The following is a 26,998-nucleotide window of genomic DNA, read 5'->3' as shown; positions in this document are numbered from 1 at the left end:
TAAAACCGTATAGAATTATGAGCAAAAAACGTGTAGGTATAATCGGTGCTGGACCAAGTGGATTGGCACAACTCCGTGCATTTGAAGCAGCTAAAAAAAAGGGAGAAGAAGTTCCTGAAGTAGTATGTTTCGAAAAACAAAGTAACTGGGGAGGAATGTGGAACTATTCTTGGCGAACAGGAGTAGGGAAGTATGGAGAACCTATTCACGGAAGTATGTACAAATACCTATGGTCAAATGGACCTAAAGAATGTTTGGAGTTTTCTGATTATTCTTTTGACGAACATTTCGAAAAACCAATTTCTTCTTATCCACCAAGACCAGTACTTTTCGATTACATCCAAGGAAGAATTAAAAAAGACAATGTTAGAGATTACATTCGTTTTGATACAACAGTGAGATGGGTAAGCTTTGATGAAAATACAAAGAAGTTTACAGTGATGTTGGATGACTTGAAGAACAACAAAACGTATGCTGAGGAATTCGATTATTTAGTTGTTGCATCTGGACATTTCTCAACGCCTAATATGCCATATTTTAAAGGAATTGAAAATTTCCCAGGGAATGTTCTTCATGCGCATGACTTTAGGGGTGCCGATCAATTTAAAGATCAAAATTTACTATTGATAGGAAGTAGTTATTCAGCCGAAGATATCGGAGTTCAATGTCATAAACACGGAGCGAAATCTGTTACTTTAAGTTACAGAACAAATGCAATTGGCGTAGATTGGCCAGAAGGAATGAAGGAAATGCCATTGGTTACTCATTTTGAGGAGGACGAAGCTTTCTTTAAAAATGGGGAAACTGAGAAATATGACGCAGTAATCATGTGTACAGGTTATCAGCATAAATTCCCATTCCTGCCTGATAACATGCGCTTGAAAACGAAGAACAACTTGTATCCTGATAATTTATACAAAGGTGTTTTCTTTAATGAAAATCCTCAATTGATTTATTTAGGAATGCAAGATCAATATTATACTTTCAATATGTTCGACACACAAGCTTGGTTAGCCCGCGATTATATGTTGGGTAAATACAAGTTGCCAGCAAAAGATGAAAGAAGAGTAGATATTGATAAATGGTTAGAAAGGAATGAAAATCTAAAAGATGGTCACGATCATGTAGATTTCCAATCTGATTACATTAGAGATATTATTAAACTTTCAGATTATCCAGACTTTAATCTGGATAAAGTAGCTGAAATGTTTAAAGAATGGTTGAAAGACAAAGAAGAAAATATTTTAACTTACAGAGACAAAACTTACCAAAGTGTTGTAACTGGAACAATGGCTGCAGAGCACCATACCGATTGGATGGATGAAATGGATGACAGTAAAGAACGCTATCTTTTTGAGCCAGAAGAAGAGGAGGAAGATGATGTAAAAATGAACTCTACGGTTATTTAATAAAAAATATAACTCAATTTTTAAGCCCATCAGGAATTTCTTGGTGGGTTTTTTTATGGGTTTTTCTCAAGGAAACATTGCCTTCGACTGGCTATTAGTCAACGGATTACTCTTCGAAAAATTAATTACTGAGTGATTTTGAATATCGGAAATATGGAAAATAACAAAACAGAAATATAAGTCTTAAGATTGAAATGATTTTAGGAACTTTACACCTCGGTGACTGAGCTTGTCGAAGGTGGCGAATTCGGAGGGTAATTTCTTAAGGCAGTGAAAGCAATGAAATCGAATAAAAAATAAATTGCAATAGACATTATCGTTTGTAAATTTGTAAAATGAATAGAGTTTTAATAAATTCAATAAAATCCCCATTCTTCCAAGAAGCTTGGGAATTATATTTATCTGCATTTCCGATAGATGAGAGAAGAGAATTAGCTGTTCAAGAAAAAATTTTCACGCATGAAGATTACCACTTTGAGATTGTAGTAATTGAGAATGAATTCATAGGGTTTATAACTTGGTGGCAATTTGAAGGTTTGCGTTATATAGAACACTTTGCAACATTGCCAATTCACCGCGGAAAAGGATACGGTAAATCTATTTTAGAAAAGTTTATTTCTGAAAATGAAGAACAAGCTATTTTAGAAGTTGAATTGCCTAATTCAGAAATTGATAAAAGAAGAATTGGATTTTATGAACGATTAAATTTTAAACTCAATCCACATAAATATCAGCAATTGCCTTACAGATTTAATGGAGCCAAAGTAGACTTAATGATTATGTCTTATCCAACTAAAATAGATGAGGTGAAATTAGCGAAATTCGAAAAGGATTTTAAAGAGAAATGCTTTGATGGAATTATTAATATCGTTTGATAAGAAAATGAGAACCCTTGCAAATGTTACTTTACAACAAGTTGGTATAGTAACATTTGCAAGGGATGACAGGGTTTGTAGTGATGGTTCAAAAAAATAGGAGGAGAAAATAATTACGCTCAAGCTTAATTTTTTTTCTCCTCCTATTTTTTTGATTATCCACACATACAACTGTCATTCTATTATTACATAAAATCAAAGATTTTAGTAATAGTAGGATCTCATTTATTTATCGACTTACTGGTAAATAAACCTTTAAGTATTTAAATTTTATCTCAATGTTTAAATGGCTAGGTCTTTTAAAAGATTATACTGAAAGACTTTAACAAATAAACCCATTTGTATTTTTTATTTTATATTCGGCTATGGAAAAACTGTTGAATGAAATAAGAAACTGCAAAGTTTGCGAAGAATATTTACCTCATGGATGCAATCCAATAATTTCAGCCAGTAAGAAAAGCAAAATTGTAATTATAGGTCAAGCACCAGGTCGAAAAGTTCATGATTCAAGTATTCCATGGAACGATAAAAGTGGAGATAATCTAAGAGAATGGCTTGGAGTAGATAAAGCAACTTTTTACAATCCTGATAACTTCGCCATCGTAGGTATGGGGTTTTGCTATCCCGGAACAGGAAAGTCCGGAGATTTACCTCCGCGCAAAGAATGCGCGCCGCTGTGGCATCCAAAACTACAAAGCGAAATGAATGATGTTGAATTGACTATTCTCATTGGTCAGTATGCTCAAAAATATTATTTAGGCAAGACAGCCAAAAGATCTCTAACCGAAACTGTAGAGTACTTCCATGAATATCTCCCAAAATTCTTCGTTCTCCCACATCCTTCACCAAGAAACAACATTTGGCAATCCAAAAACAGGTGGTTCTCATCAGAAGTTCTCCCCAATCTAAAAGAAAGAGTGAATACTATTTTAAATAAAATTTAGAAAAAAAAACATAAACCCCAGCGGGGTGATTTATTTCAATACTTGACGCAGTCGAGTTTTTTAAATAACGAAGTTATATAAAAACGTAAGAGGGAACTGGACGAGCGTCCGTGTTCCCTCTTACTAATCAACCTAACCTAACCACCTAAATCATTATAAAGGTACGCATATATAATGCGTTGGCAATGAATTTATTACCATAAAATGAATGTTTTCGACAAACAGCTATATTAGTCGGATGGATATGCTAAAAAAGAGTATTAGTTATGGGATTAATAATGTAAGAACATCATTTTATCTTGGAAGAATGTAATTCCTAGCCAAAGGACCTTCATTCATTAATAAATCGATAATTGAAAGATTCGGGGAGAAAGGATATTTATCTGAAAAAACCTGAATATACTTCTCTTGAGGTAAATCAAACTGTTTTTTATCTAAAGCAATTCGGAAATCTGCTGTACCTTCAGGGATTATATATTCTTTTGAAAATGAAACATCTATTTCTAAATCCAACCAAGTCAATAGTTGTTTTAATATTTTCAAGTTGAATACATGCAAAGAATTTTCTTCTTGATAAATGAGTTCCTTAATTTGTTCACCATAATAGAAAAAGTAAGGGGCATGCTTATAGCTACTTTGCAGAGCTTTCCAATGGTCTTTACGCCAATCTATATCATACGTTATGCGTATATTTTCGACAGGTGTTTTACTTCCGTTTGGACGCATCACAGGAACACTCAAATACATTGGTCCGTTACTCTCTAAAATTTGAGTTCGGTTCCGCCACGTTTGTTTTTTATAATGTTCGTGTATGTCTATTACAATCGCATTGCACTGCGCAATGGATTGAAAATAGGGGATGCTACCAAAGTAATTTGTTGAGTAAATCATTAATTTATTCCAGTAAATAATCTTTCCCAACGTACTCCACCATTTGGATCACTAGAATACCAAACCATAGAAGCTCTACCAACAATATGATCTTCTGGAACAAATCCCCAAACTCTTGAATCTGCCGAATTAAAACGGTTATCTCCCATCATCCAGTAGTAATTTAATTCAAAAGTGTAAGTCGTTACTTCTTTTCCATCAATGAAATATTTCCCGTCTTTTTCTTCAAATGAATGCAATTCATAAGCAGTAATAACACGTTTGTACCATGCGACATTATGCGCATTTAATTGAATTATTTCTCCTTTTTTAGGAACCCAAAATGCTTCGAAATTCGATACCGTATTGTTGTGGTCAAATGACTTTGGATAATAATTCAAGTTGTTTACTTTTTCAGCAGCAGATTGATTTGCAACATCGCCTCTTTCTTGATTTACCAAAGTAAATATTGCTTCAGGATAACTCTTTTTCAAGGCACCTAACTCAGTAGCAGTTAAATTCATGATGCTTCCATTATTGTAATAATCTCTACCTGGCTCTAACCCAAATTTAGATTTCATTACTCTAGCTGAAGGCAAAGAAATGTTTGAAACCTGATACTGTAAGTTTTGATATTTGAAAATTGGCGCCTTTTTTCCATTCACATAAACTTGTGAATTTTCAATTCTCATAGAATCTCCAGGAATTCCTATACAACGTTTAATGTAGTTTTCTCTTTTGTCAACTGGGCGATAAACAACACCAAAATGATCAATCATTCGACCTTCTCCACCAGAGAAAGTACGTTTGTTAACTGCAATTTCGTAACGTGCTTTATCTCTCCACATCTCAATGTTGTCAATGAAGTCTTGGTATAGTTCATCAATGATTCTTGATACGTTTCTGTCTAATTTTAAAGCTTCTAATTGCATTACACTGTCCAAAGCAGCACCTTGATATTGTGTAGATAGTTCTTGACTTCTCTTTTGTAATAAGGCATTACTATTTGGAATCTTACTTTTGTCAATTGATTCTTCAAATAATCTTCTTGCTTCATTATTTACAATACCATGATAATCGTGTCCCATTAAACCATTTGGCATCCGTGGATCATAAACCGCGGTATCTCCAGAAGGATAATTGAATACCACAACGTCATAATTCTCAACATCTGCCCAACCTGGTAGACGCGTATATTCTAGCTTTTCGAATGTTGTGTAAGATTTTATATTAATCCACGGAATGGTGTTGTGAACAAGCGGGAAGGAGAGTGGAGTTACTGGAACTTTCGATCCATACGCCATTTTATTTACCACTAAGAAATCTCCAACCAATAATGTTTTCTCCATTGATCCTGTTGGGATTTGGAAAGGTTCAAAAACATAAGTTCTGATGGCGCTAGCAGCAACTAAAGCAAACAAAATACTGTCTCCCCATTCCTTAATGACTGTCTTTTTACCTTTTTTCTTCTTTTGTAAAAAACTCAATGCATAAGCTACAACATGTCCAATAATAGGAAGTGTTAAGAAAAGAACAACATGATCTCCATTTTTTCTGCGCTCAATATCTGTTTGTTTCTCCCAATCAGTGGTAAAAACGGGTTGAACAGTTTCATCATTGGCAATTTTCGCCATTAATAGAAATGGAAAGAAAATTCCTTGAAGTGTGTCAGCCAATGAGAAAAAACCATGTTTACGAATGTAACTCACATTGAAAACCATCCACATTACGATATGAATTCCTGGAATTACCATTAAAAATGCCCACCAAGCTGGTTGTCCGGCAATTTTAGAAGCTATTGCATAATTATAACCGGGAATTAAAGCTTCCCAAGATTTATGTCCAGCCTTTGGAAAACTCTTCCACCACATTGCGATGTAAGGATAAACTAGAAAAAATAAGTAAAAATATAATGCAGACATTGTTTTTAATTTTTAAGAAAGTTGTAGCACATCTTTCATTGTAAATATTCCTTTTTTATTTTGAATCCATTCCGCTGCTATCACAGCACCCAAAGCAAATCCTGTTCGGTTATGTGCTTCATGTTGAATAGATAATGTATCGATATTTGATTTGTATTCAATAAGATGTGTTCCTTTTACATCCGGTTCTCTAACGGCTTCTATTTTAAGCTGATTTTCTTTTTTTGTGTTTTTCTCACTTTGTGGAATGGTGGCTGAGTTTTCTGATGCACAATACCAATCTTCTAGTTGACTATAGTTTTGGATTATTCCATTTGCTAAAGTAATCGCAGTTCCGCTCGGAGCATCTAACTTTTCAGTGTGGTGTATCTCTGTAATACTCGGTGTATATTCGTTGTAAGGCTCCATTAATTTGGACAATTGTTCATTCAGTTTAAAGAATAAATTAACGCCAATACTAAAATTTGAAGCATGAACTAAAGCTCCATTTTTCTCATCAACAGAAGTTTTTACTTTGTCGTAAGATGAATTCCAACCCGTTGTTCCGACAATTGCAGGAATGTTGTGCGCAAGTAAAAAGTCTATATTTTCAAGAACAGAAGTTGGGGTAGAGAAATCTATGGCAGCATCAGCATTAGCAATCATTTCCTTATTTAGTGGATTGACATCAGTAGCTTTTCCGATAACTTCGTGACCACGAGAAATTAGAATCTTTTCAATTTCTTTTCCCATTTTGCCGTAACCCACCAGTACTACTTTCATAAAGTGATTGTTTTTTGAAGCGTCACAAAATTAGTATTCTCTTGCATCATAGCGAATTATATTAACGAAAATTAAGGCTCAATGCTAGTCCAGGCGTTCGAAAATCATGCATTGTTGGTTTTATACTTAAAGATAAATCTTTTGATACGTCGAAGTTAACGAAATGCGCTTCAACATGAGCATCTAGAATATTTAAACCATAAACTGCTATAAATGCAAAAATCATTAGATCTCTTTTCCTTCTAAAATCTTCAAATAAAGTCAATACTCCTTGATCATCGTATTGCGTATATTTATCGAGATTTGGAGTTTCGAATTCATCCCTGTAAAGATATTCAGCCTTTAAATCTCTTTGCGTAATGTGATTTTGGACAGCTTTAAATCCTGTGTATCCTAAGCCAGCATATATAATTGGGATTTTCCAAAAAGCTTTTTTCTTTCCTTTTGGCATTGCGATATGATTGTAAATCTGTCCTCCTCCAGGAATAAGAGATAATAAAGCAGCTTTTTTTGGCGAATGAACAGTGTCCTTCACTTTTACCTTTGACATTAAGGTAGAGTCGATTGCTAAACTATCAAGCTGTTTAGGTTCTTGTGCTTTTATAGCAACGGTAATAAAAAGAAGAAGTACAAGAAGAAATCGCATTCCTTTATTCGTTCAAAATTTCAATAATTCTATTCAAATCTACCTCAGAATTGAAATTGATAATCAATTTTCCATTTCCAGTAGGTTGTTTTTTTATTTGAACCTTAGCAGCAACTTTATCAGAGAAATCTTGTGTAAAATCATTTTGCTGATGCGTTACAGAAGGTTTAGCTTCTTTCTTTTTTGGTTCTTCAGTTTTGTTTTTCTCCTCACGAAGTATATTTTCTAAATCACGAACAGAAAGTTGTTCTTCAATTACGCGTTCAAAGATTTCAATTTGTGTTTGCTCATCATCAATACTCACTAATGCTCTGGCATGACCCATTGAAATTTCGTTTTCTCTAACTCCCAACTGAATTTTCGCAGGCAATTTAAGTAAACGTAAATGGTTTGTAATGGAAGTACGACTTTTAGAAACCTGTTGTGCCAATTGTTCTTGGGTCAAGTTACATTCTTGAATCAATCTGTGATAAGAAAGAGCCACTTCAATTGCATTCAAATCTTGACGCTGAATGTTTTCAACCAAGGCCATTTCTAGCATTGTTTGGTCATTCGCAACACGAATATATGCAGGGATTTCTGTTAATCCTGCTAATTGTGAAGCTTTGAAACGACGTTCTCCTGAAATCAATTGATATTTACTTCTCCCTAGTTTTCTAACCGTAATTGGTTGAATTATTCCGTGCGTTGCAATAGAATCTTTCAATTCGTTCAATGCGTCTTCCTCGAAATGCGTTCTAGGGTTGAATGGATTGGCTTCAATCGATGTGATTGGCAATAAAGCCACGGAGCCCAATACAGATCCATCTGATAAATCTTCAGAGGTGATATCAGTTAGCGAACTTTCTAATAATGCACTTAATCCTTTCCCAAGTGCTGGTCGTTTTTTAGAACTAGAGCTCATCTTCTAATGAAATTTTATTGTTTTCTTCTGCTAATTTGGCTGCTTCTTCTCGTTGAATAATTTCTCTTGCAAGGTTCAAATAATTCACCGCGCCTTTACTTGTCGCATCATGCATAATGATTGTAGAACCATGTGATGGTGCTTCCGCTAAGTTTGTATTTCTGTGAATTACAGTATCGAAAACCAAGTCTTGGAAATGTGTTTTCAATTCCTCAACAACATGATTTGCCAAACGTAAACGTGAGTCGTAAAGTGTAATTAAAATCCCTTCAATGTCTAAATCTTTATTCAGTCGACCTTGAATGATTTTAATTGTATTTAATAATTTTCCTAATCCTTCTAATGAGTAATATTCTGATTGAACTGGAACAAGAACGGCATCTGCTGCTGTTAGCGCATTTACAGTAATCAACCCCAAAGATGGAGAACAGTCAATGAGAATATAATCATATCTGTCTTTTACTTTTTCAAGTACTTTTCTCATTAAATATTCGCGATTGGGCATGTTGATCATTTCCAATTCGGCACCTACCAAATCTATGTGAGAAGGAAGGATGTCAAGGTTCGGATTTTCTGTTGAAAGAATCACTTCAGATGGATGAACATCGTTGATTAGACAGTCATAAATATTTCGTGTTTGCTTCGGATCAAATCCTACTCCTGATGTTGCATTCGCCTGAGGGTCTGCATCTACAATCAAAGTTTTATATTCAAGTACTCCAAAACTACCTCCTAGATTGACGGCTGTAGTTGTTTTTCCAACTCCTCCTTTTTGATTTGCAATGGCAATTATCTTACCCATGTTTTATTTAATTTTGTAAAGTATAGTACAAATGAGAGAACAAGATATGGATTAATAATTTACCCGTAAGCTTATTTTATCAAAATAATAATAACAGAATCTTGTTAGAAATTCTTTGTTTTTAATCCGAATCTACTAAATCTACTGATGAGTAGATAGATATAATGAAATCAGTTTTCGTTTACAATCAAAATGATTTATTATCATTTTTTTAGACCTTAAACTACTTGATTAAAGTGCAAATATTTCGCTTTTATTGCTCTAAAACAACAATTTTTCTAACTTGTTAATAACTTTGTCCTGCGAGAATTTATAATGTGAATTCTGAAAAGTGTTTTCGCAGTAGAAATGAGACTTTAATTCTTCTTTGCAAGAAAACTTATAATTTTTAAGTCTGTAATATGAAAACTTCATAAACACGCATAACGCAGTATTTGGAGTTTTCTTACAAAGACTAATATAGAAAGCTTTATTTTTATATATATTGAAAACCAATTACCATTTTAAATATGATGAAAAAATACTTTTTTACTCTTCTTTTATTCTCCTTATTGGCTTGTAATACCCATAAAGCAGATGCAATCATCGAAACAACTTTAAAAGCAGATTCAATATCAAATCCTATTGATAGTTTGGATACCACCAATTATCAGCAATTAAATAGCCGAGGAATCGATGAAATGATTGGGATAAGCGAATTGGAACAAAAAATGATTGATGCTGGATTGGTTGACATTCAGTCAGTAGATTCAACTATTCATGTGGATGTAAAGTATGCTACCATGGATAATTTTATGAATAGAATTTTATATGTTGGTTATGAAAAGGTTTATCTTCAGCCAATTGTGGCTGAAAGACTTTCTAAAGCTCAAAAAGCACTTCAAGCGATAGATTCTTCATTAACATTAGTCGCTTTTGATGGTACAAGGCCAAGATCTGTGCAACAAGAAATGTGGAATGGTTTGGATACCGTACCTTTTAACGAAAGAATTAAGTTTGTGAGTAATCCTGCTAATGGAAGTATTCATAATTACGGAAGTGCAGTCGATTTGTCAATTATGGATAAATCAACTGGTGTGTGGTTAGACATGGGAGCAGGTTATGACGATTTGCGTAAAATTGCGTACCCGAGACACGAAGCAAAATTCCTAGCTTCTGGCGAATTAACAGCAGCACAAGTCGACAATAGAAAACTACTCAGAAAAGTTATGCGAGCAGGCGGTTTTTGGGTGATAGAAACAGAATGGTGGCATTTTAATGCTTTTTCAAGGAAAAAAGCAAAGGAAATGTTTGAGATTGTGGAGTAGTTTTTTGTTAATTGTTAATTATTAAGGTTTAATGGTTAATGTGGGTTGCGCTGGACGGTTTTTAATGGAAATGATTTATTAGTAAACTCAATTTCTACACAGTAGAAATTCAATATTCCACCCCGTTAACCATTAATAATTTACCATTAAACATTATATTAAGGTTTAATGGTTAACGCGTTTTTGCGCTGGACGGTTTTTTAGTGGAAATGATTTATTAGTAAACTCAATTTCTACACACTAGAAATTCAATATTCCACCCCGTTAACCATTAATAATTTACCATTAAACATTAAATTAGGGTTTAAAGGTTAACGTTGGTTGCGCTAGACGGTTTTTAAAGGAAATGATTTATTAGTAAACTCAATCACTGCACAGTAGAAATTCAATACCCCAACACGTTAATAATTAAACATTAAAAATTAATCATTACCCTTCACCTTCTCCCAAGTACTAAACATACTCTCCTGACTTGGCCTATTCTCCTCAACTTCCGTCAAAGGCTCACAAGGTTTCAGCGTTTCATAACATTCCTTTGGCAATTGCTGATAAAGCGCTGTTCCTTTGGTTTTCCAGTCTATCATTTCTTGACTAACTTCTTTAATTACTCTCGCAGGATTTCCAACGACTAAACTGCGTCTTGGAATATTTGCTTTTGCAGGAACAAAGCTCAACGCTCCAATAATACATTCTTCTCCAATTACGGCATCGTCCATTACAACGGCGTTCATTCCGATTAAACAATTTGCTCCGATAATTCCACCATGGATAATTGCACCGTGTCCAATATGGGCTCCTTCATGCAAAGTAACTGTCGTTCCTGGAAACATGTGAATTGTGCAGTTTTCTTGAACATTGCATCCATCTTTGATCACGATTTTACCCCAATCGCCGCGAATAGCAGCTCCTGGACCAACATAAACATTCTTTCCGATGATGACATTTCCCGTAACTGTTGCGTTGGGATGAATGAAGCTTGAAGGGTGAATGACAGGTTTAAAGCCATTGAATTCAAAAATATTTGCCATAATTTAACGATTTTCTACAACTTTTTGACCCATTTTTGCGTTGTTGTAATAATGAGTTACTGCGAATTTACAAAAGATTTAAAAGAAAACCATTTGGATAGAAAATATCATGACGAACGGTATGGTTTTCCAACAGAAAGTGACGACGAATTATTTGGTCGGTTGGTACTTGAAATTAACCAAGCCGGATTGAGTTGGTCATTGATGTTGAAGAAAGAAGAAAATTTCAAAAAAGCTTTTGATGATTTTTCAATTCAAAAAGTGGCGAAGTACAATAAAGACAAGATAGAAGAGTTAATGAATGACGCAGGAATTATCCGCAATAGAAGAAAAATTGAAGCTGTGATTTACAATGCGAATCAAATTATTGTAATTCAAGAAAAATATGGTAATTTTAACTTGTGGTTAGATCAATTTCTTGGATATTCCTTAATTGAATGGACTAAGTTGTTTAAAAAAAGCTTTAAATTTACAGGAGAAAAAATAGTTGAAGAATTTCTAATGAGCACAAGCTATTTAAAAGGAGCTCACAATGAGAATTGTTCAATCTACAACAAAATAAAAAACAGTAAACCGAAATGGGAAACAAGATAACTTTACTAATTATAAGCACATTATTCATGTTTGTTAGTAATACTAGTCAAGCGCAATACTCCTTAGGAGGTGGTGTTAGCACTTTTCATGGTTTAAACATTGATATTAATCGTGTTGGATTAAATGGATTTGTGGAAGTGCCAAAAGCCTCTGATATGACTTTATTGGTAAGAGCAGCTTACATGTTTCCTGAGAAAGATACTAGAACAGCTGATATTGAAGCTATAGATTTTGGAATTTCACCATCTAAAGCGCAAACAGACATTGTTGCTAAAACTTCTTATTTCGCTATCGATGGTGGAACACGGCACTATTTTATCAATGATTATGATGTTGGATTCTCAATTTTTGCTGGTCCACATATTAAAGGAATCTTGGCTTCTTATAGCGTAGATTACCGCGTTCCTGATGGTTTAGACCCTAATGATTATAAAACAATAGCAGGAAATGGTTCTCCTTCACAAAGTCTAACTAATTTAAGTCCACAATATTCATTACTGTTTGCTTTTGGAGGAACTGTTGGTGTAAAATATCAATTGCCATACAGAGGAGCATTAATGTTTGATGTAGGTTTGGAAATTGTTACGCAATTGTATGACCCATCTTATATTTTAGGATATGACATTTCTCCATTGTCATTCTCTTTCAATTTAGGTTACCGTTTCGATTGGTATTAAAACATAGTTTTTCATGATTGTTATTGAAAGTGGTGGTACAAAATCGACTTGGGTTTTTGAAGCTAAGTCGGATGAAATTCAAGCTAAAGAAACTGTTGGCCTGCATCCACAAGAGCTATCTGTTGATAAAAAAAATGTAATTCGGTCATTTATTAATGATAATAACCTTAAAAGTGAAACTGTCTACTTTTATGGAGCTGGATGCGAAAGTCCAGAAGCAAAAGTTAAAATCACATTATTTTTAGAAGATTTAGGGCTGAATGTAATTCAAGTGCAAACAGATATTTATGCTGCTTGCTTGGCGCATTTAGGAAATAAAAAAGGCGTTGTTGGAATTATTGGAACTGGAGCTGTCGCAGCAAAGTTTGATGGTGAAAAAGTCGTTCAGCAAACCTCAGGACTAGGTTATTTATTAGGAGACGAGGGAAGCGGTTATGATATTGGAAAACGATTATTGCAAGCGTATTTTAAAGGAGAGTTGTCACTAGAAATTAAAGAATCAATCGAAGCGTATTTTAATCATAAATCAATTCTGCACCGAATTCATGAACCAGATGGAAGAATGTGTATTGCAGGATTAACAAAAACAGTTCGTCAATTTTCTTCAGAACAATCGGTAAAACAGATTCTAGCAGCAGCATTTTCAGATTTTTGTGAGTCAGCTTTAAAACCATTTCATACTAACTCCCCAATTCATTTTGTTGGAAGTGTTGCATATTTCTTCAAAGTTGAATTAGCAGAAGCCTTGCGCAAAGCTGGTTTTGAAATGGGAGAAGTAAAGAAAGTGGCAGTTTTTGGAGTATTTGATTTCCTGTCATCTGAAAACAAGGGTTAAACATTGTTTTAGCGTCGCTTATCTATTTTAATGGATGTATTTACAGTTATAATTTTTTTTACATCATATTTATTAAGATATTGCACTTCCTATGTCAATTAAATAAATGGAAGAATTTGAACTAAAGGCGACTGCCCAGACACCATATATTCATTTTAACGCGCAATCCGGAGAGATGATTGTTCAAGGTAGAGCAATTTCTCAACCTGACGAAGATTTTTGGGCTCCAGTATTGAAGTGGTTTTATGCTTATGCTGTAGCACCGAGTGAAACAACGAACGTTATATTCAATCTGGAGTATTTCAATATTTCGTCATCTAAACAAATCTTGTTCTTACTGCATAAAATGAATGACCTTATGGAAGAAGGACACGATGTTATTGTAGAATGGAGATATTCAGAAGATGATTTAGAAATGAAAGAATCAGGTTTCGATTTTTCATGTGTTGTGAATGTTCCTTTTGAGTTTAAAAGCGTTCCAGTAGAAATCATAACGCCACTTTAGCTAAGCGTTTTTAATCATTCAATCCCCAATCATCAGGTACCACAAATCTTGCTTTTTTGTCATTGAACAGATATAAAATAGGATTTTCTAAGGGTTCTTCGATTGCTATACTTTCTAGATTAATATTATTTTTAACAGGAACAAGTGACGACAACCAATCTGGACGAGATAATATTTCAACGGGTTTAATCTCTAATTTTTTTAATTCTGAAATACGAATAAATGTGTTGGGAGAACTTCTATTGATCCTTCCTGGCAGGATAGCTTCTTCTGCAAAGAAAACACCTTTTATAAACATATATGAAATATCAATTGGTCGATTAATTTTGTCTTGAACTTCCTTTTTTAATCCCATTGGAATTTGATTCGTAACAATTTTTCCAAGTTTTAATTTTAGATTATCGCGAAGTCTTGGACCAACCCATTGAGATCCATCGTTGAAATCATTTAGCTTTTTCAACATATAATATTTTACTGAACATTCTAAATGAATCACCTTTTCGTTGTAAAGAATGATGAAATCAATTTCTCCAATAGTTCTTTTTTCAATGTTAATTTGAAAATTTTGCAATAAGAGTTCAATTTCCCGAAAAGTTTGGAAGAAGTAGGAGAGGAGTGCTTCAGCATAAAATCCTAATCGACTATTTTTTCTTCTCTTCACAAAGTTTTCTATCTCAAATGCATTTTTATCCAATTCCAAAAAGTAATCTACTGTTGCTCGTTTCCATTTATTTGTAATCTCCACTGGAAATAATGAATAAGGCGTTAAATCATAATCATCAGATAATGGAGCTTCTGAAAATAGAAGCCAATAAAGGTCACGAACAGTTTTACTTTTTAGCTTATGATATAATTTGGATTGCATTTGATAAAAATAATGGAATTCTTTGGAATTGTGAGTAAACTTGAAATCGAAGAGCTATTTCGGGTAAGGGGTAGTAGCGGCATCCTCTGACTTTTTAGTCAGAGATATAGCGGAAAACCCGACCCAGATGATTGCTTTTTGTTACTGCAACGTTTTAAACGTGTGGTAACAAAAAGCAATCGTCTGGGATACCCCCAAAAGAAAAAACGGATTAAAGAACAGCTACTTTTCAATTGTCTTTAAGGTGTAATAGTCATTCTAACATTGTGCTCTAATATTAAAAAAACAGATTCCTTTTGCCAATCCTAATTGAATTGATATTTTTGTGCTGAAATTATTCGTTTCAACAATAAGTTTAAATGAATAACGGACAAAAGTAATTTGACTTCAAAAAAGTCATTATCATATAAACGATAGAATAATATGAGAATTGTTGATACTATACCGCACGAACGTTTTAAGATTCAGATCTTTTCGTATAACGGTAAATATACTGTGAAGATTGAATTGGGACAGTTTGAACAAAGTTATAAAATTGGAGAACTCGATGTAATGGGCTTAGCGGACGTTAAAGCGATGATTTCGGATGAATTTTTAGCCAATTGCTTGAAAAGATTCGTAGAAATGCGAACGGATTGGAACGAATCTTTTAAAAATAAGAATACTAACATAACAAATTAATAAACAAAATGAAACGATTTTTTACTATTGCAATTATAGGTTTAAGTACTACTTTGTTAGTTGCTTCATGTGGTGATAAAGCAGCAAAAACTGCTGATACAGAAGATGTTAAACCAGTTGAGAAAAAGCAAATGGGTGATGGGACTACTGGAATAGCTATGGCATTTTATTACCAAGACAGTATTGCAACTCAATTTGGTTTTTACAAAGAGATTGATTCAATGATTAGAGTCAAAGAGATGAATTTTCAGCAAGAACTAGAAGGTAAATACCGTGCTTACCAAGCGTATGAAGCTGATATTCAAAAGAAAATGCAGAACAATGAAATCACAGGATATCAAATTGAAGAGATTCAGCAAGCTGCAATGCAGAAACAGCAATCTATTCAGCAATTTGAACAACAACGTGGTGCTGCACTTCAACAAGAATCAATGAAATATCAAACTGCTTTGATGAATAAAATCGCAGAAGCAGGAAAAGAGTTTTCTGATAAAAAAGAGATTGATTTACTGTTTTTCTATCAAAAAGGTGGACAAATTACGTTTATCAATAATGCGTATGATGTAACGGACGAATTCATTAAATACTTGAACAAAAGAGAAACTGAATTAATGTCTGGATTTGAAGAAGATGTTAAGGCATTGGACGGTGTGGATTTAAAGTAAATTCTGCCATTATTTTATAGCGTTTGTTTAGCGAAATATAATATGTTTATATCACAAGAAAAGTTACAGAGTAATATTGCCGAATACGTAATCTATATGTATCAGGTGGAGGATATGGTGCGTGCTTATCACTTTAATATTGACAAGATTCGTGTTCATATTATTCGACCTCAAGTAAAGAGTGAATCTTTCGAAGCGGAGGCCGTTAAGTGGTATGAGGAGGTAATTAAAGAAATGAAGTCACGTGGTCTAACTTCAAAAGGACATTTACACCGTTTGGGCGAGGTTATCACTGAAATGATTTACTTGCACAACACATTAAAAGATGTTGTTGAAGACAAAAGGTACCTCGAATTAATAGCGAGTGCGGATGAAAATGTTGAAGCTTTTCAGAAGAAAAGTGATTTAGGTTCAATGCATTTTGTAGAGGTTTGTTTCCAAGCTTTATACATGAAATTACTTTTGAAAATACAAGGTAAAGAAGTTGGTGCTGAATCAGAAAAAGCTTTTGATACAATGCGAATTATCTTGGCGTATTTAACACAAGCGTATCACCAAATGAAAGCTGGAGATATGACGATGTTTGAGAAGCAAAAATGATGATTTTGATGAATTATGAATTTTGAATTTTGTTGTGATTTTTTAATCCTTAGAGAAGCAATGCATTGCGCCTCTGCGGATTAAAAAATCACCTCCTGAACTTCTCATTAAACTTCTCCACTTGCTGTTTTCTCAATCCTTCTAAATCCTGTGGAACATCTCTTTTCCAACGTTTATGTGACCAAATCCAGTATTGTGGCGCCTCTTTAATTGTGTTTTCTAATAAATGAACGAATTGCTCAGTGATTTCACCATATTCCAATTCTCTAGGAGTTGAAGTGATTTCTTTCAAACGCATTGTATAGTGTCCTCGCTTGACTTTGTGCAGACTAAAATAAACTACTGCTTGGTCATATTTATTGGCTAACATTTCTGGTCCGAACAACATTCCTGAGGTTTGATTCAAAAATTCCATCCAGTAACATTTGTTTGAATCTCCTGGTGACTGATCCGCTAAAACAAGTGTAGAAATACAATCTTTGTTTTGCATATAAAAGTCATGCACAATTTTTGAATGAATTACTTTCATTCCAAAGCGTGACCTTCGGGCATTCAATTTTTCATCCCAAAATCCATTACTTAAAGGCATTCCAATTCCAACAGCTTGGTGCTTGAACAATAAGTTTTGTCCAGTAATTAACCATTCCCAATTGTTATAATGTCCAGAAACCAATAATACATTTTTGTTTTGAGCATACAATTTATCCATTACTTCGGGATTCTCCACTTTAAAACGTTTCAGTAATTGCTTTTTTGAAATGCTTAAGTTTTTTGCTCCTTCAGCCAATAAATCTGTCAAGTGACGATAAAACTTACGTTCGATACTTCGTTTCTCTTCTGTCGATTTATTAGGAAATGAGCGTTCGATATTTCCACGAACGACTTTTCTTCGGTAAGGAACTACAGTAATCAACAATAGAAAAAAGAAATCAGTAAATAGGTACATCACCCGCAATGGCAGTAGCGATAGAGGATAAATGAGAACGTAATAAGCAAAGGCGCTGAACATTTTGTGTTTTTGGTAAAAATAGAAATTTTTAAGAGAAAAGCAGATTTATACACTTACAGAGAGAAATCATATTGTTAGCGTTTTGATCTTTTAATTTATAAATGTAAAGTGATTGAGCTGTGAAATCAGATAATATTGTCTTTCTGCTAACGGTTAAAAACGACTAGCGTTGAAGTGTTGGTTTTATTGAGGTTCAGAAGCTTTAAAACTGCTATTTCTGCTAAATTACGGAAACGCTAACTGTTCTTTTTTTCACTAACGGTTAAAAACGGCTATCGTTGAAGTGTAGTTTTTATTGAGGTGTAGAAGTTTTAATACAAGTATTCTTGCTAAATCCTTTAAACGGCTACTATATTTTTTTCACTAACGGTTAAAAACGACTAGTGTTGAAGTGTTGGTTTTTTTGAGGTGCAGAAGCTTTAACACAAGTATTCTTGCTAAATTCTTTAAACGGCTACTACATTTTTTTCACTAACGGTTAAAAACGGCTATCGTTGAAGTGTTGATTTTATTGAGGTGCAGAAGTTTTTAAACAGCTATTTCCACTAAATCATTGAAACGCTAACTGATCTGTTTCCACTAACGGTTAAATACGGCTATCGTTGAAGTGTTGATTTTATTGAGGTGCAGAAGTTTTTAAACAGCTATTTCTACTAAATCATTGAAACGCTAACTGATGTGTTTCTACTAACGGTTAAAAACGACTAGCGTTGAAGTGTTGATTTTATTGATATGCAGAAGTTTTTAAACAGCTATTTCTCCAAAATCTCGTAAACGATAACTGTTCTGTTTCCACTAACGGTTAAAAACGGCTATCGTTGAAGTGTTGATTTTATTGAGGTGCAGAAGTTTTTAAAGAGCTATTTCCACTAAATCATTGAAACGCTAACTGATCTGTTTCTACTAACGGTTAAAAAAGACTAGCGTTAAAGTGTTGGTTTCATTGATTTACAGAAGTTTTTAAACAGCTGTTTCTGCTAAATCTCGTAAACGATTACTGTTCCGTTTCTACTAACCGTTAAAAACGACTAGCGTTAAAGTATTGGTTTCATTGAGTTACAGAAGTTCTTAAACAGCTATTTCCACTAAATCATTGAAACGCTAACTGCTCTGTTTCCAATAACGGTTAAAAACGACTAGCTTTAAATCGTTGAGTTTATTGAGGCGCCGAATACCCACATCAGCCGTGTTCCATGATAGCAAAATCCACCAAAGACAGAAACGATGTTAATAAAGTATCAACCTGTTAACAATCAGTTTTTTTTCTCCTTAGGAAACTTGTTTCCATCAAAAATTTCAACCTAGTCTTTCAATTCTAGAAAAGACTTAATAAATGCAAACCAAAATTCGTAATTAACAATTAGTAATTCGTAATTATCTATATTGGAAAAGAATCTTAAATTTGCGAAGTCAAAATAATGCGATAAAAAATGGAGAAAATTATCTGTGGTATTCAGCAAATTGGAATTGGTGTTCCTGATGTTCAAGAAATTTGGAAATGGTACCGTAAATTCTTTGGAGTAGATGTTCGAATTTTTGAAGAAGCTGCTGAAGCGCCTTTGATGACGAGATATACAGGTGGTAAAGTTCACTCGCGCACTGCAACTTTAGCGCTTTCTATGGAAGGTGGCGGTGGTTTTGAAATATGGCAATTTACTAGCCGTGATACAGAAAAACCAAAGTTTGATGTTCAATTAGGAGATTTAGGACTTTATATATGTCGCATTAAATCGAGAGACGTAAAAGCTTCTTATGATTTTATGAAATCGAACGGTGCGAAAGTACTGGGAGATTTAAAAAAGACACCACATGGTGAGCCACATTTCTTTGTGGAAGATCCGAACGGAAATATATTTAACGTAGTTCAAGAGTTCACCGTTTTTCAAAAGACAAAATTTGAAGGTAAAACGGGTGGCGCTGCTGGTGTCATGATTGGAGTAAGCGATATTGATGCGGCAAAGAAATTGTATGCTGATATTTTAGGCTATTCTACCGTAGAATATGACGAAACAGAAGTTTTTGATTGTTTCTCTGATTTGCCAATGGGAGATAAAAAAGTACGTCGTGTATTATTATCACATCCTGAAACGCGTCAAGGACCATTTGCTCCATTATTAGGACCAACTAAAATTGAATTGATTCAAGCAATTGAAAGAACAGATTGCAAGAAGATATTTGAAAATCGTTTTTGGGGAGATTGGGGATTCATTCACTTATGTTTTGACATTAGAAATATGGACCAACTTCAAAAAGAATGTGAAGCTGCAGGTTTCCCTTTTACTGTGGATAGTGGTGCAACTTTCGATATGGGAGAAGCAGGTGGAAGATTTTCATATATCGAAGATCCAGATGGAGCTTGGATAGAGTTCGTTGAAACACATAAAGTTCCATTAATGAAGAAATTAGGTTTATATATTAACCTGAAAAATAGAGATCCTAAAAAATCATTGCCCAAGTGGATGCTCAAAGCAATGGGAATGAATAGAGTGAAATAGTCATTTTCATTTGAATAGTATTGATTAATGAGTGAACAGTGGTGGTGAGGAAATTATTTTTCTTACTTTTATCCTTCATAAACCTTTATATATGTTTAAAAAAATATTCTTATTTAGTTTAGGTCTGGCTTTCTTAGCAGGATGTAATACAAAGTTCAGTGTTAACGGGGAATATGTGGAAACACCAGTTGTTCATTTCTTGCTTGATCAAGGTGAGGACTATCAATTCTTGAAACTAAACAGGACTTTTCTTCAAGAAGGAAACGCCAATGAGTTTGCAAAACAACCTGAATTATCTAATTTCGAAAATGTAGTGGCTACTATAACAGAAATAAAAGATGGAAGCACGTTAAGAACTTGGACGCTTGAAGATACTATTATTAAGAACAAAAAAGAAGGAGCTTTTTATGGTCCGGAACAAAAATTATACTTTTTCAAAGTTGATAGTGATGATGATAATGATAAGCTTCGTGAAGATGCATTTTATCGTTTAAAAATTGATATCGATAATGGAAATCATATAATAACTGGGCAAACACAATTAGTTGGTGGTGTAGATATCACTTACCCAAAACCTCAATTATCATTGAATTTTGCAGAGTTTGACGTTCCGGCAAATGGTTACAGAAGTACTCCAATAACATTTTCAAGATCACCAGATGCAGGAATCTTTAACTTACGAATTCGTTTTGAATACAATGAATTTATTGGTTCTGCCTATGAAAAGAAATCTTTAATTTGGTCAGTTGGTGATATTACTAATTCAGGTATTACATCTAGTTCGGCAACAATTTCAGCCGATGGAGAACAGTTTTATCAGTTTGTTCAGAATAACATTCCAGTAAATCCTAATGTTACAAAACGTACAGTGAGTAGCTTTGAACTTATTTTGGTGGGTGGATCAAATGATTTATACACTTATATGTTAACGAATGAGCCTTCTTCATCATTGGCTCAGAATAAGCCAACATACTCAAATGTTGATGGCGCTCTTGGAATATTTTCCTCACGTGTAAGTGTTAAACAGTTTAAACCAGGCTTTACAGCTCCTTTTACTAGAGCTTTAAATGAAAACTCTACAAAGGAACTGTGTAATGGACAATATACTGCTGCGTTGAAGTTTTGTAGTTCAATTATAAATGATAATGGTACCTCATTTTATTGTAATTAAATAAAAAAGATATTAAAAACTAAAAATGGACGATATTTATATCGTCCATTTTTAGTTTAAAGTAATGTCAACAACCTAAAATCACTTCCAATAATTTTTAAGTTTAACTTTCCCAAGATTTGTTCTTTTATCAGTTTTATTGATTTTGCAAATCGTTGAAAATATGCACTTTAGTGTACCTAGCTTTAGCTTCTAAAAAGTTATAAATTATATGCCTATCCTCTTCTTTGCCCCAAAACATTTACAAGCTGAACCATTAGGATCTCTTTTATGCATCAAATATTAATTTGCGGATAACTTTTTAGGGGTAAGGTGTCCGATAAGCATTTTAAATTAAACAATAGATTTTAGACAAAAGACAAAAGACGAAGACTACAAAAGTCTAATGTCTAACATCTAACATCTAAAATCTTTTGTTTGATATTTATAGAATTGTATTATCATTTGAAGCTTTAGGCCATAGCGGTTCAGTTTCCAATGCAATATTTTTTCACAAATCACGTTAATATATGTGAAATGCTTTTTAATTGCGTTAGTTTTTTACTATACTAATTAGAGCATTAAGCTGTCTGCAAGCAGTTTAATAAACCCTGTTAAAACCCAATATTAAAACTATGAGAAGTATAAACCCCATTTACCATCATTCCGACCAAATGCTCAACCAAGAGCAGGAATGGATAGTATCAGCAAAAGAAAACCCCAAGTTTTTTGCTCCATTGTATGAAAAATATCACGAACAGATATTTCGTTATGTTTATCAACGCATGGAGGATAAACAATCGGCTTATGATGTAACTTCACAAGTATTCTTGAAAGCATTAAAAAACTTAAAAAAGTTTGAATTCCGAGGTGTTCCATTGGCTTCATGGTTATACCGTATTGCAAAAAGCGAAATGAATCAAGCATTTAGAGACAATAAAGCAAAACGTACAATTAACATCGACAATATGCAAGTCGCTACGTTTATGGAAGTTTTCGAAGAAGAAACAAATTCCATTAATAAACAACGTTTATTCAAAGCTTTAGGAGAATTGAATGCACTGGATTTGCAATTGATCGAATTGCGTTATTTTGAAGATAGAGCTTACCGAGAAATCGGCGAAATCATATCCGTTAAAGAAAATAACGCTAAAGTAAAGACATTTAGAGCATTAGAAAAACTTAAAAAATCATTTAATAAAAATTCACGCTTATGAAACGAAAAGTAGTTTATAACCGGTGGAAAGTTCCCTCCGAGGAAATTCAAGAACAGCAAAATTTCGATTCAATTCTAAAGGATTTGAAGAAAGATTCTGCTATTTATTGGAAATCAATAGGATTTTGGGGCACAGTGGGTACTTCCGCTGTTGCCCTATTTTTTTTAATCACACAATTTTAAATTTTAGCGTATAGAAAAACACTTACTTTAATGTTATCTTAAACCGAATGCAAACTTTGTCTACTGAATTTATTACATTTGTAGAGCACATTTGAAGTACAACCATTTTGAGTTGCTTCAATATAATGAATGACGTAGATGAAGAGTATTTTTACAGTTTTAGCAGTTTTAGCAAGTTCAACTTTATTTGGACAAATAACGATTTTGGAAGAGAATTTTGACATGTCAGCGCTTCCTGCGCCGTTTTCAATTATAGATAACGATGGAAACACCGTTGCAAATGACGTTCAAGAATATTCAAGCGCATGGATCATTAAAGAAGATCCAGTGGATGCTACAAATGGAACAGCTTCTAGTACTTCTTATTTTAGCCCAGTGGACAGAGCTGACCGCTGGTTAATTACTCCACAATTGACTCTAGGAACTTTTGGAAATTACCTTTCTTGGAGTGGTTTATCTCATGATCCTTCTTTTCCTGATTCTTATAAAGTAATGATTTCAAAAACAGGAAATACTGTTGCCGATTTCAAAGACACTTTAGTTATTGTGAGTAATGAAATGCCTATTTGGACAAAACACACAGAACTTTTAGATGAATTTGTAGGCGAAGATATTTACATTGCTTTCGTTAATACTACGTATAATGGTTTTAAACTTTATTTAGACAGTATAAAAGTGCGTAAAGATGATCCATTAACAGTGGGAAAAGAAGAAATCAATTTGTCAATTTATCCCAATCCAGTTGCTGATGTTCTTAATCTAAATACAGGAAATGCTATCATCCAAAATATAGAAATCTATAATTCTTTTGGACAAAAAGTAGCAGAGGAGAAGGTTGAAAATTCAACATCAAATCATTCATTGAATGTAACTCATTTGAAATCTGGAATCTACTTTGTTACAGTTGAAACTTCAATGGGAGTTTTGAGAAGGAAAATCGTTAAATAATTATTAATGTTTAATTATTAATGGTTAACGAACTCGTAATTAGAATTTTAGAGGGCTTGAGTGTTCATTCTTTTGTTTGATTTCTTTTTTTGAATTTATTAATTCTCTAATTCCTTTTCTTGCGCAGTTCTAATCATCATCACAATGTTGATTATTTTACTTTCTTCAATACGCTTTGCATAACATGTCCTAACGCAATATTAAGCAAACAGGCTACGCACTCCAACAGGATCCCTTTTTAAAATTGTTTTGCGTACTTGTTGCAAATGAATTTTAAAAAGGGATCTTGTTGGTATTAAGGGTTTATTCTTTTTAGGTATGAACAGAGCTTGCAGTATCGAACTATTATTTATTTGAAGTCTATATAATTCAAGTATTAACAATAGAAAATGTGACGATTAAAACTGAACGCTTTTTTTAATTCGTAATTCGTAATTGACTAAATTCGTAACTGATTTACAATTGACTAATTTCGTATTTATCAATTATAAACTGTCAATTTTCAATTAAAATTGAACCCTTTTAAGGTAAAGATGTACTGTTATAAAAATAAGCATCAATATGTATAAATTACTCGTTTTCTTTGTCTTTTTTTCGCTGCTGGCAAATGGTCAGGCAATTCCGCCTGTTAATAATCAGAATAATTCCAATCAAATCGAGGAGAAGTCGAATATGAAAATTCAGACCCAATCATTATCAAGAAAAGATCTTAATGTTCAATTAAAATCTTTCGAACTGAATGTTTATGAATTACAATCGGAACTGAAAATGATTTCTACTTCATCAGTAAGAAAGTCACCTACTTTGTTTCAACAGCAACAAATGCAATTGCGTTTAAATGAAATTGAGGAAATCAACAATCAAAGTTTTGAATATCACTTATTGAATTATCAAGTGGGGAATTATGATTTTTCTAAAATCAATAGTTTAAAAGCAGCTGAAAAATTAAAGCCAAATGATGTAACTGTCCTCAAGGAGTTGAGCGCATATTCTTACATCATGAATAATAAAGCTGAATTAAATAAATACCTGCAACACTTGAATTCTATGCGTGCGTTTTCTATAGATTTGGAACTCTATGCGATAAATGTTCTCCATTCTTTGCCTTCTAATTCAGTTTTAATAAGTCACGGAGAACAAGATACTTATCCTTTATTGATTCAACAAAAATTAAATAATATCAGAAATGATGTGGAAATTATCAGTTTAGATCATCTACAAAGTGATGAATACAGGAAACGATTGAAAAAGCAAGGATATAACATACCGAAAAAAGATGTGATTGATACGCAATTCTTTGATGAATTTATGAAATTGAATTCTGATAAAAATATTGTAGTTGCTGTTTCTGTTCCAAAATCTTACTTAGAAAAAGGAAAGAATTTGCAGAATGTTGGATTAGGATTTTCATTTGAGAATAAGGCTCCCAATGCAGCTAAAAGTAATTTGATGTTTTTTGAAAATTCTTTAAAATCAAAAATTAATCAGCACATCAGTATTTCTAAGAATGGTCAATTATTGGGTAATTATCTGCCATTCCTTTTCGATGTTAGGAATTCATATATCCTTAAAAAGGATTTTAATTCAATCGATGAGATTGAAAAAATGATAAGGATGATAGGACAAAAATCTAATAAAACAGAGCAAATTAAAGCACTCTTGAATAAATAGAATGGGAATATTTCGAGTTAATTATAAAAAGCAAACTGATGAGCAATTGGTGAGACTAATGGGCAAAGGCGATGAACGCGCTTTTGACGAAGTCTATCAACGCTATGGTTCAAAACTGGCTTATTACTTTACTCGAAAATTGAAGCACGACAAAGAAAAAGGAGAGGACTTCATGCATGATTTATTTGCGAAATTAATTGACCGTCCAGAACTTTTTGATCCCAATAGAAGTTTTAAAACTTGGATTTATTCTGTTGCCAATAATATGTGCATCAACGAATACAAGAAAATGGCTGTGCGTTCAAACACAAATAATGGCATTTCATCGGATTTGCAAGTGGCTGGAAATAGTCAGCCCATTGAAGAACAGTTAAATGAGAAGAACTTTAGCACAGATTTAGAAAAAGCGATATCAAAACTGGAAGATAAACACAGAGAAGTTTTTGTAATGCGTCACATTGATGGTTTATCAGTAAAAGAAGTGGCTGAAATAATGGATATTAATGAAGGAACTGTAAAGTCGCGCTTGTTCTATGCAACAAAGAAAATCGCTGGAGTTTTACAGATGTACAATCCAATTAATGAAGAATAAAATGGAAGATTTCATAAAAAATATAATCGTAGAGAAAAGGTTTTTTAAGTTGACTCCCAAAGAGAAGTCAATACTAAAAGAATGGGCAGAAAATGAAGAAGAGTTTGACGCTTTAAAGTTGACTTTCCTTTCTGTATCCTCATTCAATCAAGAAAAACAAGCTGAATTATCTCCTTCAGTTAAGAAAAGACTAAATGATCGTTTTGCAGCAAAGCATGTGCACCAAAAAGAAATGTGGATGAATAAACTTTGGTTATTCTTCTTTCCAAGAGATACACAGTTTTTCAAGAAACCAGCTTTTCAATTGGTGATGGTTGCTTTAACAGTTGCACTTGTTATTCCATTCTTATGGCAAAATCAAGCACCTCAATATGCAATGAATACTGCTGTTGAGAAATTAGATCCGATAACAATCGGATTAGACACAGTTGAGTCTTTAGAAAGTGAAGCTCAATCGAAAGAATTAAGCCAAGAAAACTCTGATCAGAAAGCAGTAGAGTTGTCTGATGAATTTCGTGAGCCTCAGATTTCGTCTATTGTAGAAGAAAGGTTTGTAGAAACTACTATTGGGCCTTTACCAAATCCTGCAGCTAAAGAAATGAATCAAAATTTCAATCTCGAGGAAAGTAAAATTGATTGGGACAACGGAAAAAACGATGATGATATAGTTGCGAGTCCATCGGCAAAAAGAACACAATCAGATTTTAGACTAGACAATGTCGAGGTGATGAGTCCAGCTGGTAAGAATATGGATACGAAGTTTAGCAAAGCAGCTCCAAAGTTTGTTGATGTTGATGAAACTATGGGTTTATTGATGGCTTTGTATTAATGATAACAATTATA

28 protein-coding genes are annotated in these 26,998 nt (G+C 33.5%); 19 read left to right on the top strand and 9 right to left on the bottom strand.

Features of this window, described 5'->3' with window-relative positions; genetic code table 11:
• The first annotated feature begins 17 nt into the window (after window positions 1–17).
• From ERX46_RS10895 to ERX46_RS10885, 3 genes are all read left to right on the top strand, one after another.
• Entirely contained in the window at window positions 18–1,409 is a 1,392-nt protein-coding gene (locus ERX46_RS10895) for an NAD(P)-binding domain-containing protein (protein ID WP_130093900.1), read from the top strand.
• Between the two features lie 335 nt (window positions 1,410–1,744).
• A complete protein-coding gene (locus ERX46_RS10890; protein ID WP_130093899.1) occupies window positions 1,745–2,284 on the top strand; it encodes a GNAT family N-acetyltransferase in 540 nt (179 codons plus the stop codon).
• 365 nt (window positions 2,285–2,649) lie between these two features.
• Entirely contained in the window at window positions 2,650–3,228 is a 579-nt protein-coding gene (locus ERX46_RS10885; protein WP_130093898.1) for a uracil-DNA glycosylase family protein, read from the top strand.
• Between the two features lie 294 nt (window positions 3,229–3,522).
• Here the strand turns inward: ERX46_RS10885 and ERX46_RS10880 are convergent, their stop codons facing one another.
• The 6 genes from ERX46_RS10880 to ERX46_RS10855 form a co-directional block, all read right to left on the bottom strand.
• Window positions 3,523–4,119 (bottom strand): WbqC family protein, encoded by a 597-nt coding sequence (locus ERX46_RS10880; protein ID WP_130093897.1) that lies wholly within the window; start codon window positions 4,117–4,119, stop codon window positions 3,523–3,525.
• Window positions 4,119–6,020: a S26 family signal peptidase gene (locus tag ERX46_RS10875; protein WP_130093896.1), complete on the bottom strand. Its 1,902-nt coding sequence runs from the start codon at window positions 6,018–6,020 to the stop codon at window positions 4,119–4,121. Before ERX46_RS10875 ends, ERX46_RS10880 begins: the two co-directional genes overlap by 1 nt.
• 12 nt (window positions 6,021–6,032) lie before the next feature.
• Window positions 6,033–6,782 carry a 4-hydroxy-tetrahydrodipicolinate reductase gene (dapB, locus tag ERX46_RS10870; RefSeq protein WP_130093895.1) on the bottom strand — a complete coding sequence of 250 codons (750 nt, stop codon included), beginning with the start codon at window positions 6,780–6,782 and terminating at the stop codon, window positions 6,033–6,035.
• 61 nt (window positions 6,783–6,843) lie between these two features.
• Complete coding sequence (locus ERX46_RS10865) at window positions 6,844–7,428, bottom strand: DUF5683 domain-containing protein (RefSeq protein WP_130093894.1); 585 nt, start codon at window positions 7,426–7,428, stop codon at window positions 6,844–6,846.
• A gap of 4 nt (window positions 7,429–7,432) precedes the next feature.
• Window positions 7,433–8,332 (bottom strand): ParB/RepB/Spo0J family partition protein, encoded by a 900-nt coding sequence (locus ERX46_RS10860; RefSeq protein ID WP_130093893.1) that lies wholly within the window; start codon window positions 8,330–8,332, stop codon window positions 7,433–7,435.
• The gene (locus tag ERX46_RS10855; protein ID WP_130093892.1) at window positions 8,322–9,134 is read right to left on the bottom strand and encodes a ParA family protein; all 813 of its coding nucleotides are present in this window, start codon (window positions 9,132–9,134) and stop codon (window positions 8,322–8,324) included. Before ERX46_RS10855 ends, ERX46_RS10860 begins: the two co-directional genes overlap by 11 nt.
• A gap of 509 nt (window positions 9,135–9,643) precedes the next feature.
• Here ERX46_RS10855 and ERX46_RS10850 point away from each other — a divergent pair.
• Window positions 9,644–10,441: a M15 family metallopeptidase gene (locus tag ERX46_RS10850; protein ID WP_130093891.1), complete on the top strand. Its 798-nt coding sequence runs from the start codon at window positions 9,644–9,646 to the stop codon at window positions 10,439–10,441.
• A 422-nt stretch (window positions 10,442–10,863) separates the two neighbouring features.
• Here the strand turns inward: ERX46_RS10850 and ERX46_RS10845 are convergent, their stop codons facing one another.
• Window positions 10,864–11,469: an acyltransferase gene (locus ERX46_RS10845; RefSeq protein WP_130093890.1), complete on the bottom strand. Its 606-nt coding sequence runs from the start codon at window positions 11,467–11,469 to the stop codon at window positions 10,864–10,866.
• Between the two features lie 51 nt (window positions 11,470–11,520).
• Between ERX46_RS10845 and ERX46_RS10840 the strand changes: the two genes are divergently transcribed.
• The 4 genes from ERX46_RS10840 to ERX46_RS10825 all read left to right on the top strand — a co-directional run bounded on the left by ERX46_RS10840 (window position 11,521) and on the right by ERX46_RS10825 (window position 14,080).
• Window positions 11,521–12,063 (top strand): DNA-3-methyladenine glycosylase I, encoded by a 543-nt coding sequence (locus ERX46_RS10840; RefSeq protein ID WP_130093889.1) that lies wholly within the window; start codon window positions 11,521–11,523, stop codon window positions 12,061–12,063.
• The gene (locus tag ERX46_RS10835) at window positions 12,048–12,740 is read left to right on the top strand and encodes a hypothetical protein (protein WP_130093888.1); all 693 of its coding nucleotides are present in this window, start codon (window positions 12,048–12,050) and stop codon (window positions 12,738–12,740) included. Before ERX46_RS10840 ends, ERX46_RS10835 begins: the two co-directional genes overlap by 16 nt.
• Before the next feature lie 13 nt (window positions 12,741–12,753).
• Complete coding sequence (locus ERX46_RS10830) at window positions 12,754–13,575, top strand: hypothetical protein (RefSeq protein ID WP_130093887.1); 822 nt, start codon at window positions 12,754–12,756, stop codon at window positions 13,573–13,575.
• Window positions 13,576–13,681: 106 nt separating this feature from the next.
• The gene (locus ERX46_RS10825) at window positions 13,682–14,080 is read left to right on the top strand and encodes a DUF1987 domain-containing protein (RefSeq protein ID WP_130093886.1); all 399 of its coding nucleotides are present in this window, start codon (window positions 13,682–13,684) and stop codon (window positions 14,078–14,080) included.
• A gap of 10 nt (window positions 14,081–14,090) precedes the next feature.
• On the opposite strand, the gene ERX46_RS10820 is transcribed toward ERX46_RS10825, so the two are convergent.
• Window positions 14,091–14,945, bottom strand: coding sequence for a DUF1853 family protein (locus ERX46_RS10820; protein ID WP_130093885.1), 855 nt, complete (start codon window positions 14,943–14,945; stop codon window positions 14,091–14,093).
• Window positions 14,946–15,368: 423 nt separating this feature from the next.
• On the opposite strand from ERX46_RS10820, the gene ERX46_RS10815 reads away from it, so the two are divergent.
• From ERX46_RS10815 to ERX46_RS10805, 3 genes are read left to right on the top strand one after another with little or no spacing between them, the layout of a single operon-like run.
• Window positions 15,369–15,626 carry a hypothetical protein gene (locus ERX46_RS10815; protein ID WP_130093884.1) on the top strand — a complete coding sequence of 86 codons (258 nt, stop codon included), beginning with the start codon at window positions 15,369–15,371 and terminating at the stop codon, window positions 15,624–15,626.
• Window positions 15,627–15,634: 8 nt separating this feature from the next.
• Window positions 15,635–16,291 (top strand): OmpH family outer membrane protein, encoded by a 657-nt coding sequence (locus ERX46_RS10810; RefSeq protein WP_130093883.1) that lies wholly within the window; start codon window positions 15,635–15,637, stop codon window positions 16,289–16,291.
• 42 nt (window positions 16,292–16,333) lie between these two features.
• Window positions 16,334–16,891: a DUF4924 family protein gene (locus ERX46_RS10805; protein WP_130093882.1), complete on the top strand. Its 558-nt coding sequence runs from the start codon at window positions 16,334–16,336 to the stop codon at window positions 16,889–16,891.
• Window positions 16,892–16,979: 88 nt separating this feature from the next.
• On the opposite strand, the gene ERX46_RS10800 is transcribed toward ERX46_RS10805, so the two are convergent.
• Window positions 16,980–17,900 carry a lysophospholipid acyltransferase family protein gene (locus ERX46_RS10800; protein ID WP_130093881.1) on the bottom strand — a complete coding sequence of 307 codons (921 nt, stop codon included), beginning with the start codon at window positions 17,898–17,900 and terminating at the stop codon, window positions 16,980–16,982.
• A 1,430-nt stretch (window positions 17,901–19,330) separates the two neighbouring features.
• Between ERX46_RS10800 and ERX46_RS10795 the strand changes: the two genes are divergently transcribed.
• The 8 genes from ERX46_RS10795 (at window position 19,331) to ERX46_RS10760 (ending at window position 26,984) form a co-directional block, all read left to right on the top strand.
• On the top strand, window positions 19,331–20,395 hold the full coding sequence (locus tag ERX46_RS10795) for a VOC family protein (protein WP_130093880.1): 1,065 nt from the start codon (window positions 19,331–19,333) through the stop codon (window positions 20,393–20,395).
• Between the two features lie 91 nt (window positions 20,396–20,486).
• A complete protein-coding gene (locus tag ERX46_RS10790; protein WP_130093879.1) occupies window positions 20,487–21,566 on the top strand; it encodes a DUF4249 family protein in 1,080 nt (359 codons plus the stop codon).
• A 614-nt stretch (window positions 21,567–22,180) separates the two neighbouring features.
• Window positions 22,181–22,762, top strand: a complete 582-nt coding sequence (locus ERX46_RS10785; protein WP_130093878.1) for an RNA polymerase sigma factor — start codon at window positions 22,181–22,183, stop codon at window positions 22,760–22,762.
• Window positions 22,759–22,944: a hypothetical protein gene (locus ERX46_RS10780; protein ID WP_130093877.1), complete on the top strand. Its 186-nt coding sequence runs from the start codon at window positions 22,759–22,761 to the stop codon at window positions 22,942–22,944. Before ERX46_RS10785 ends, ERX46_RS10780 begins: the two co-directional genes overlap by 4 nt.
• Before the next feature lie 138 nt (window positions 22,945–23,082).
• Entirely contained in the window at window positions 23,083–23,892 is an 810-nt protein-coding gene (locus tag ERX46_RS10775; protein WP_130093876.1) for a T9SS-dependent choice-of-anchor J family protein, read from the top strand.
• Window positions 23,893–24,453: 561 nt separating this feature from the next.
• On the top strand, window positions 24,454–25,563 hold the full coding sequence (locus ERX46_RS10770) for a hypothetical protein (RefSeq protein WP_130093875.1): 1,110 nt from the start codon (window positions 24,454–24,456) through the stop codon (window positions 25,561–25,563).
• 1 nt (window position 25,564) lies between these two features.
• Window positions 25,565–26,155 carry an RNA polymerase sigma factor gene (locus tag ERX46_RS10765; protein ID WP_130093874.1) on the top strand — a complete coding sequence of 197 codons (591 nt, stop codon included), beginning with the start codon at window positions 25,565–25,567 and terminating at the stop codon, window positions 26,153–26,155.
• Window positions 26,145–26,984, top strand: a complete 840-nt coding sequence (locus ERX46_RS10760) for a hypothetical protein (RefSeq protein ID WP_130093873.1) — start codon at window positions 26,145–26,147, stop codon at window positions 26,982–26,984. The genes ERX46_RS10765 and ERX46_RS10760 overlap by 11 nt, the downstream gene beginning before the upstream one ends.
• The last annotated feature ends 14 nt before the right edge of the window (window positions 26,985–26,998 follow it).

The organism is Brumimicrobium glaciale (assembly GCF_004152935.1).
GTDB classification, from domain to species: Bacteria; Bacteroidota; Bacteroidia; order Flavobacteriales_D; family Crocinitomicaceae; genus Brumimicrobium; species Brumimicrobium glaciale.
This window is presented reverse-complemented; position numbering and strand designations above follow the sequence as displayed.

Excerpts from the sequence above, each read along its gene's own strand:
- ERX46_RS10895 (WP_130093900.1), top strand. The coding sequence starts at position 18 with ATGAGCAAAAAACGTGTAGGTATAATCGGTGCTGGACCAAGTGGATTG.
- ERX46_RS10890 (WP_130093899.1), top strand. The coding sequence starts at position 1,745 with ATGAATAGAGTTTTAATAAATTCAATAAAATCCCCATTCTTCCAAGAA.
- ERX46_RS10885 (WP_130093898.1), top strand. The coding sequence starts at position 2,650 with ATGGAAAAACTGTTGAATGAAATAAGAAACTGCAAAGTTTGCGAAGAA.
- ERX46_RS10880 (WP_130093897.1), bottom strand. The coding sequence starts at position 4,119 with ATGATTTACTCAACAAATTACTTTGGTAGCATCCCCTATTTTCAATCC.
- ERX46_RS10875 (WP_130093896.1), bottom strand. The coding sequence starts at position 6,020 with ATGTCTGCATTATATTTTTACTTATTTTTTCTAGTTTATCCTTACATC.
- dapB (WP_130093895.1), bottom strand. The coding sequence starts at position 6,782 with ATGAAAGTAGTACTGGTGGGTTACGGCAAAATGGGAAAAGAAATTGAA.
- ERX46_RS10865 (WP_130093894.1), bottom strand. The coding sequence starts at position 7,428 with ATGCGATTTCTTCTTGTACTTCTTCTTTTTATTACCGTTGCTATAAAA.
- ERX46_RS10860 (WP_130093893.1), bottom strand. The coding sequence starts at position 8,332 with ATGAGCTCTAGTTCTAAAAAACGACCAGCACTTGGGAAAGGATTAAGT.
- ERX46_RS10855 (WP_130093892.1), bottom strand. The coding sequence starts at position 9,134 with ATGGGTAAGATAATTGCCATTGCAAATCAAAAAGGAGGAGTTGGAAAA.
- ERX46_RS10850 (WP_130093891.1), top strand. The coding sequence starts at position 9,644 with ATGATGAAAAAATACTTTTTTACTCTTCTTTTATTCTCCTTATTGGCT.
- ERX46_RS10845 (WP_130093890.1), bottom strand. The coding sequence starts at position 11,469 with ATGGCAAATATTTTTGAATTCAATGGCTTTAAACCTGTCATTCACCCT.
- ERX46_RS10840 (WP_130093889.1), top strand. The coding sequence starts at position 11,521 with ATGAGTTACTGCGAATTTACAAAAGATTTAAAAGAAAACCATTTGGAT.
- ERX46_RS10835 (WP_130093888.1), top strand. The coding sequence starts at position 12,048 with ATGGGAAACAAGATAACTTTACTAATTATAAGCACATTATTCATGTTT.
- ERX46_RS10830 (WP_130093887.1), top strand. The coding sequence starts at position 12,754 with ATGATTGTTATTGAAAGTGGTGGTACAAAATCGACTTGGGTTTTTGAA.
- ERX46_RS10825 (WP_130093886.1), top strand. The coding sequence starts at position 13,682 with ATGGAAGAATTTGAACTAAAGGCGACTGCCCAGACACCATATATTCAT.
- ERX46_RS10820 (WP_130093885.1), bottom strand. The coding sequence starts at position 14,945 with ATGCAATCCAAATTATATCATAAGCTAAAAAGTAAAACTGTTCGTGAC.
- ERX46_RS10815 (WP_130093884.1), top strand. The coding sequence starts at position 15,369 with ATGAGAATTGTTGATACTATACCGCACGAACGTTTTAAGATTCAGATC.
- ERX46_RS10810 (WP_130093883.1), top strand. The coding sequence starts at position 15,635 with ATGAAACGATTTTTTACTATTGCAATTATAGGTTTAAGTACTACTTTG.
- ERX46_RS10805 (WP_130093882.1), top strand. The coding sequence starts at position 16,334 with ATGTTTATATCACAAGAAAAGTTACAGAGTAATATTGCCGAATACGTA.
- ERX46_RS10800 (WP_130093881.1), bottom strand. The coding sequence starts at position 17,900 with ATGTTCAGCGCCTTTGCTTATTACGTTCTCATTTATCCTCTATCGCTA.
- ERX46_RS10795 (WP_130093880.1), top strand. The coding sequence starts at position 19,331 with ATGGAGAAAATTATCTGTGGTATTCAGCAAATTGGAATTGGTGTTCCT.
- ERX46_RS10790 (WP_130093879.1), top strand. The coding sequence starts at position 20,487 with ATGTTTAAAAAAATATTCTTATTTAGTTTAGGTCTGGCTTTCTTAGCA.
- ERX46_RS10785 (WP_130093878.1), top strand. The coding sequence starts at position 22,181 with ATGAGAAGTATAAACCCCATTTACCATCATTCCGACCAAATGCTCAAC.
- ERX46_RS10780 (WP_130093877.1), top strand. The coding sequence starts at position 22,759 with ATGAAACGAAAAGTAGTTTATAACCGGTGGAAAGTTCCCTCCGAGGAA.
- ERX46_RS10775 (WP_130093876.1), top strand. The coding sequence starts at position 23,083 with ATGAAGAGTATTTTTACAGTTTTAGCAGTTTTAGCAAGTTCAACTTTA.
- ERX46_RS10770 (WP_130093875.1), top strand. The coding sequence starts at position 24,454 with ATGTATAAATTACTCGTTTTCTTTGTCTTTTTTTCGCTGCTGGCAAAT.
- ERX46_RS10765 (WP_130093874.1), top strand. The coding sequence starts at position 25,565 with ATGGGAATATTTCGAGTTAATTATAAAAAGCAAACTGATGAGCAATTG.
- ERX46_RS10760 (WP_130093873.1), top strand. The coding sequence starts at position 26,145 with ATGAAGAATAAAATGGAAGATTTCATAAAAAATATAATCGTAGAGAAA.